The organism is Vibrio galatheae (genome assembly GCF_000967545.1).
In the GTDB taxonomy this organism is placed as follows: Bacteria; Pseudomonadota; Gammaproteobacteria; order Enterobacterales; family Vibrionaceae; genus Vibrio; species Vibrio galatheae.
Genome location: NZ_JXXV01000028.1, coordinates 256,255 through 262,442, shown reverse-complemented (window position 1 = coordinate 262,442; position 6,188 = coordinate 256,255). Strand labels below are relative to the sequence as shown.

At 45.2% G+C, this 6,188-nt stretch carries 7 protein-coding genes; 5 read left to right on the top strand and 2 right to left on the bottom strand.

From position 1 onward, the window contains the following. The first annotated feature begins 235 nt into the window (after positions 1-235). A complete protein-coding gene (locus TW81_RS16695) occupies positions 236-814 on the top strand; it encodes an FMN-dependent NADH-azoreductase (protein WP_045956867.1) in 579 nt (192 codons plus the stop codon). Between the two features lie 60 nt (positions 815-874). On the opposite strand, the gene TW81_RS16690 is transcribed toward TW81_RS16695, so the two are convergent. Continuing rightward, the gene (locus tag TW81_RS16690; protein WP_045956866.1) at positions 875-1,771 is read right to left on the bottom strand and encodes a LysR family transcriptional regulator; all 897 of its coding nucleotides are present in this window, start codon (positions 1,769-1,771) and stop codon (positions 875-877) included. A gap of 144 nt (positions 1,772-1,915) precedes the next feature. Here TW81_RS16690 and TW81_RS16685 point away from each other — a divergent pair, with 144 nt between their 5' ends. The 4 genes from TW81_RS16685 to TW81_RS16670 all read left to right on the top strand — a co-directional run bounded on the left by TW81_RS16685 (position 1,916) and on the right by TW81_RS16670 (position 5,882). Next, on the top strand, positions 1,916-2,275 hold the full coding sequence (locus tag TW81_RS16685; RefSeq protein ID WP_045956865.1) for a MaoP family protein: 360 nt from the start codon (positions 1,916-1,918) through the stop codon (positions 2,273-2,275). After that, positions 2,275-3,315, top strand: coding sequence for a glutathione synthase (gshB, locus tag TW81_RS16680; RefSeq protein ID WP_045956864.1), 1,041 nt, complete (start codon positions 2,275-2,277; stop codon positions 3,313-3,315). The genes TW81_RS16685 and gshB overlap by 1 nt, the downstream gene beginning before the upstream one ends. 19 nt (positions 3,316-3,334) lie before the next feature. Next, a complete protein-coding gene (locus TW81_RS16675; RefSeq protein ID WP_045956880.1) occupies positions 3,335-5,302 on the top strand; it encodes a flavohemoglobin expression-modulating QEGLA motif protein in 1,968 nt (655 codons plus the stop codon). Positions 5,303-5,516: 214 nt separating this feature from the next. Then, the gene (locus TW81_RS16670) at positions 5,517-5,882 is read left to right on the top strand and encodes a MaoP family protein (RefSeq protein ID WP_045956863.1); all 366 of its coding nucleotides are present in this window, start codon (positions 5,517-5,519) and stop codon (positions 5,880-5,882) included. A gap of 46 nt (positions 5,883-5,928) precedes the next feature. Here TW81_RS16670 and TW81_RS16665 read toward each other — a convergent pair whose 3' ends face one another. After that, positions 5,929-6,180 (bottom strand): DUF3081 domain-containing protein, encoded by a 252-nt coding sequence (locus TW81_RS16665; protein WP_045956862.1) that lies wholly within the window; start codon positions 6,178-6,180, stop codon positions 5,929-5,931. Positions 6,181-6,188 lie beyond the last annotated feature (8 nt).

Below are 6,188 nucleotides of genomic sequence, written 5' to 3'. Positions count from 1 at the left end.
AGTTTATAAACTCTGCGCTAGATGGCCTAGCGCTAGGCCATCTAGCCTGACAGCTCATCCAATCACTAGTCACTGCCCTCGCCTTTAAGAAACTAAAAACTTTACTTATTCGAAATTTTTGAACATTTCGCTCAAATTGTCCGGCTTCATCTGTGATCAGTCTCTCCTTATACTTGCTCCATAAACAAACAACATGGTTTGAATGAATCGAACCTCAAGATATAGAGACACTATTATGACCAATACACTTGTTCTTAAATCAAGCATCTTAGGCCCTCACTCTCAATCAAACCAACTGATTGACCAAGCTCTTGCAGGCAAAACAGGCATTATCGAGCGCGATTTAGCGGCAAATCCGCTGCCACTACTGGATATGGATGTTGCAACCGCGCTACGTGGTGGTGACAACCTTAGCGAGCAACAACAAGCAGCACTTGCGTTGTCAGACCAACTAATTGAAGAGTTAAAAGCGGCCGATCGAATTGTTATCGCAGCACCGATGTATAACTTTATGGTTCCGACTCAGCTAAAAAACTGGTTCGATTTAATCGCTCGTGCAGGAGTGACGTTTTCTTACACAGAAACAGGCCCTGTAGGTTTGATTGAAAACAAGAAAACAACCGTAGTGACCACTCGTGGTGGCTTACATAAAGATTCACCACGCAACTCTATCGAAAGCTATTTGACCACTATGCTTGGTTTTATCGGCATTACCGACGTTGAGTTTGTCTATGCGGAAGCGCTCAACATGGGTGAAGAAGCGGCACAAGAAGCACGTGAAGACGCCATGAAGCAACTGGCTGAACTGGTTTAAAATACGTAAAAAAAACGCCTCGAACTTTTCGAGGCGTTTTTTAATAGTAGGCCGGAGATGTTATTCATCATCAACAGGCAAATCAGCCATCTGCTGAAGACTGTATGCCGTAACCGGATCGATGGTTTTAACCAACTCTTCAACTTGTCTGATCGCTTCAATTGAAGTACTCGCTTTGCGGTAACTCAGATAGATAGGACGTTGCCAATCCTGAACCCCCTCTACCTTGTGTAACTGACCGCTAGAAAGGAAAGGTTCGACCAAAGAGGCAGGGAGATAAGCACTGCCGCCCTTCTCAAGAATAAAGTCCAAGGCAATTCTTGCCGTTGAAGTGCGCAAAAATGGCGCCAGTATCTTAGGGTGACGCTCTGCATGCTCAGACGCAAATTTAGTGCCCCAATCAACATAGACATATTTATCTTTAAATACCGAATCTAGCGCATCTTTTTGAGTCGACACTAAACACAGCACCACATCCGCCACTTTCTTACAGTTAAGTTCATCTGCTTTGATCTGATCAAAGGCAAATGCCATGTCTAATGTGCGTTCCTGAAGACTGCGCATTAACGCTTCTCGACCCATGATTTCCGCCATAAAGCCATAACCTTCAAAGGCATCAGTAACCAAGCTAAGACAGTTCTGCAAATAGGCGTCCCACACGTTGGGCGTTCCACCGAGTGTCAATTGCAACGCTTTGCCACTCTCTAAAGAAAGCTCAAATTTTGCTTGTTGGAGCGTAGTCACCATTACCTCGGCATAGCCAACCAAGCGCTCTCCCGCTGAGGTCAATTTAATGTTATTGCGATCACGAATAAATAATTGCGTATCAAAATAACTTTCTAGCTGTTTAATTCGCGCACTGACTGCAGCTTGCGTTATGTAGAGGTTTTCAGCTGCTTTTCCAAAGTGTCGAACCTTGGCTAACTCTAGGAAGGTTCGAAATACTTTAACGTCCATTTATTTCTCCAGGCGCCGTAGTTACCAGACCAATAAGTAAAAGTTGTCATCACGACAAATAATTTTTGTTTTTCTTTTCGCAAGTTTAAGCCTAAGTTTCGCCTGATTCACAACACACAGGTAATGGAATAGAGGCTGCTTGATATGTCTGACATTCAATTTCGTCTAGGCAAGAAACGTTTTTACGATAACACAAAGTTTCCGCGAGGCTTTGCTAAGTCTGGTGATTTTACTCTGGCAGAAGAGGAAATCCTAATTTTTTATGGTGAGACAATGCTCGGTTTAGAAACCGGACAATTGGATCCTGAAAACGCGGAAGAAAAGCATTTCCTTAAGGTTTTAGATAACCCAGTTAAAGCCAAGTCAAAACTGGAAAGAACGTGGCTGAAATACGCCCAACTCGCTCGAGGTCGTAAGCGCTTTCATACGTTAAACGGCCGTTCTAAGCCTGATGCAAGTAGTGAAGATTTTACTGAAGACACAAGTTTAACTGAGGAAGATTAATGCATATTTGCTTCTTGATGTATCCATGGGAGCGTGTTTGCCCTGAGACTGACACAACACTTCGCCTAGTACACGAATGTGCGGCAAGGGGGCACACGGTCGCCATTACAACAACAAGCGGATTGACTATTCGTGACAGTACCGTTTTTGGTTTCTGCCAAGTCCTGAAGAAAGGACAAAAGATCTCGGAAAAAATTCCTTCATTTTATCGCCAAGCTCAGTTCCAAAAAGCTCGCCTACCTATGGCTGGATTTGACGTCATTTTCATGCGCGCCAATCCACCTTTAGATAACTTGGCTCTGAACTTCTTGGACTCTATTAAAGATGACACCTTAATCATCAATGATCTTGAAGGATTGCGTTTAGCCAATAACAAACTTTACACCGCAAGTATGGGCGGCGCGGCCAGCGAGTTTATCCCTGCGACTCACGTATCGAAAAACCGCGATTATCTGCAGCGTGTTCTCGAAGAGAGTGACAGTGAAAAGATGATCCTCAAACCATTGAATGGTTTCGGTGGACACGGCGTAATTGTTATCGAGAAAAACGCACGGCAAAACTTCCGTTCTTTGCTCGACTTCTATATCGGTGAAGGTGAACAAAGCAACTACGTGATCTTGCAAGATTACATCGAAGGTGCTGAAGAAGGTGATAAGCGTATCTTAATGCTTAATGGCGAACCTATTGGTGCGATGAAGCGCGTGCCAGCAAGTGGTGAGATCCGCTCTAACGTTCACGCAGGTGGTACTGTGGTCAAACATACGATCACCAAAGAAGAGAAACGTCTCTGTGCCGCGATTGGCCCTAAGCTGGTGCGCGACGGTTTATACTTTACCGGCTTAGATGTGATTGGCAATAAGCTGGTTGAAGTTAACGTATTGAGCCCAGGCGGTATCATGCGTATCAACAAGCTCAATCGCGTTCGTCTTCAGCGTCAGGTGATCGACTTTGTCGAAAACATTGTCCACTCAAAAGATCTATTGCAACAACGTAAGAGTGCATACCGCACTGCTGTAGAGAACGCTCACATTGAACCATAAAAGCTACTCTCTTGAAGATATGCTCTCGCTTATCCAGCGAGAGCAACCCTTCTCTGGTGAACTGCAAGACGCAGGTTGTTTCATTAAGATTGATGAATACCTGCCCGTGGTTTGCGCCGCGATTCATGCCGGCAACCGACTGCGCCCTGAACTAGCAAACCAGTGTTTACTCAGTGAGCACGATCGCTTGTTTGAAGAAGACCCGTATACCGACGAGATGATCTCCTCTCAGCCGATCAACATCGTCGGCTTAGACTCTCGCTTTGAGTACGATCTCAACCGAGCCATGTCGTTAAGTACCTACTACCGCTCAGCCTGGAGTCGGAAAGTGTGGGAAAAGCCCATCAGCGCGAAACAGCGGGCAGTGAGTCACCGTAAGCACAGTGCGTTCTATACCGTGTATGAAGCTTTGATCAGTAAGCTAGAAGAGAAACACGGCATGGTGATCGTGTTTGATATTCATTCTTACAACTACAAACGGCAAAAAAGTGATGCACCCGTCTTCAATATCGGTACTTCTCAGATTGATATGGAGCGCTGGGGCTCTGCGGTAAAACGCTTCAAAAGCGAACTGGGTAAAATCGAACTGCCCAATCTGGAAACCACATCAGAAGTCGACGCGGTGTTCGAAGGTCGTGGCTACCTGATTGCTCATACCAATGCGCGATTTGATAAAACGTTAGTGCTACCAACTGAAGTGAAAAAAGTGTTTATGGATGAAGACTCTGGAACCGTTTTTCCGCTGGTTCTAGAATCACTTCAATCCGGTTTGAAAGAAGCATTCAGTCAAACCAGCGCCTTCTTTCAACGCCGCTTCAATCGCCAGAAAAGAGTCAGTAAGTCTGACATGTTGAGTTCATCTATCGAACCATCGATATTGCAGCTCGATAAAGCGCTCTACCGCCTAGCGCACAAAATAGAGACGCTTAAATATGTCAACCCGACCAACTTAAACGCTGAGCGACGTCGATTCGATGCGGCTCCAAATCGATATAAACCTAACTATCGCTATCGACAGTTGCCGATTCAGGCCAATGAGTTTAAATATCAGCTCTACCGTTTGCCGATCGACAACATCTCAGATCCGGACATGCGCCAACTCTATAGCGATATGGTCAACAAACTGGGAGAGAAGGTCGATCTATTGACCAGTGTTGGTCAGGACACATTCCTCTATAACTCGCTGCGCTACCACGGTAGACCAAGTGAAGAAGCCATCAAGAACGCCGAGTTTCTTCTCTACGCGAAGACGCTTGCAGAAGAGCAAGGCGACATCTTGTCAGCCGAGCAAGCCATAGAGCAAATGAAAAAGGCCGCTCAGCGCTGGGAGATGAAATGTAAAATCACGCCAGCAAACTCGCTTGCAGCGCGGGCAATGGTGACCTCGAACCCGCCAACGCTATTCGTTAATTCTAAAGTGAGCTTTTGTCAGTCAGAGATTGAGCGTTTAATCCAGCATGAACTTGGTGTGCACATGGCGACCACATTTAACGCCAAAATGCAGCCTCTGAAAGTGTTTCGTTTGGGTCTGCCCGGCTCTACCGTCACTCAGGAAGGGATGGCGATCATGGCCGAATACAAAGCGGGCTTTATGTCTCATGAGCGCCTCAAAGTACTGGCGACGCGAGTACTGGCTGTTGATTCCATGTTGAAAGAACAAAACTTTTACATGACTTACAGCTATTTAATTGATGAGCTCGGCGTCGACAAGGAAAGTGCGTTTACCACCACAACCCGTGTCTATCGCGGTGGTGGTTTTACCAAAGACCACCTTTACTTAGCCGGGTTTATAGAGATGCTGGCGCTTAGCCAAAAACGCAGCCTCGACAATCTGCTGATCGGTAAATGCAGTTATCGCTATATCGGCTTAATTGACGAATTAGTCGAACGCGGCTGGTTAGTCCAACCTCATCACAAGTTTGATGAAGTCGACCGAGCATTGGATCCCACACTGCAATACTTGATTGAATCGCTAAGAACGTCCTAACCCAATTTAGCCTCGTTAAGCCCTGACTGCTGAACATTCAGGGCTTTTTTACGCTCGTTCGCCGCCCTATCTGACCTAATTTATTCATCAAAATTTGATAAAAACTTAATAACCATGGGCAATTGTTAGGATAAAAATAATTTGTTTTTCTTTTTTTTGATTTGCGCCTATTTTTCGATTAGTTCAACCACGTAGGCATACAGAGGCTACCAAAATGTCAGACACACTATTTCGTCATGGCAAAAAACGTTTTTACGACAACACCAAGTTCCCACGCGGATTTGCTAAATCTGGCGATTTTACCCTTGGAGAAGAGGAGATTCTCACGCTCTATGGTGACACGATGCAAGGTTTGGAATCTGGCCTTCTGGAGCCAGAAAACGCCGAAGAGAAGCATTTTGTTAAAGTACTGGCGAACCCTGGTAAAGCCAAATCGAAACTTGAACGAGTGTGGTTAAAGTACGTTCAACTTGCCCGCGGACGCAAACGATTCCATACATTAAATGGCCGAACCAAACCGGATATTATTGGTGTTGATGACTACTCAGATGAAGAAGCGAGCCTAGTCGAAGAAGATTAACAATCTTAAACTCTTATAAAAAAGCCCTGACCAATCAGGGCTTTTTCTATTTAGCTAACATTGCAACCTTTTTGAGAAAACTATCGCGAAGGTGTTCTTGCTCATAGTCAAGATGATAGGTGTTGTGGAAGCCAACTTTTAACTCCACACCATTTCCTCTCATGTAGACGTTATAACCGTCATAATCAGAGAAGGCTTCAATACCTTCATAAATTTTGCCGAACTCCGTAGGTGAGCCATTGGCCATCACCGTTTCGTATGCTTGGAGAACTTTGGTTGGATCAAGTTCGTTTTTCATGGCTAGCC

What these genes read in the sequence shown, in the direction of transcription:
- TW81_RS16695 (WP_045956867.1), top strand. Translation starts at nt 236, where the DNA reads ATGACCAATACACTTGTTCTTAAATCAAGCATCTTAGGCCCTCACTCT.
- TW81_RS16690 (WP_045956866.1), bottom strand. Translation starts at nt 1,771, where the DNA reads ATGGACGTTAAAGTATTTCGAACCTTCCTAGAGTTAGCCAAGGTTCGA.
- TW81_RS16685 (WP_045956865.1), top strand. Translation starts at nt 1,916, where the DNA reads ATGTCTGACATTCAATTTCGTCTAGGCAAGAAACGTTTTTACGATAAC.
- gshB (WP_045956864.1), top strand. Translation starts at nt 2,275, where the DNA reads ATGCATATTTGCTTCTTGATGTATCCATGGGAGCGTGTTTGCCCTGAG.
- TW81_RS16675 (WP_045956880.1), top strand. Translation starts at nt 3,335, where the DNA reads ATGCTCTCGCTTATCCAGCGAGAGCAACCCTTCTCTGGTGAACTGCAA.
- TW81_RS16670 (WP_045956863.1), top strand. Translation starts at nt 5,517, where the DNA reads ATGTCAGACACACTATTTCGTCATGGCAAAAAACGTTTTTACGACAAC.
- TW81_RS16665 (WP_045956862.1), bottom strand. Translation starts at nt 6,180, where the DNA reads ATGAAAAACGAACTTGATCCAACCAAAGTTCTCCAAGCATACGAAACG.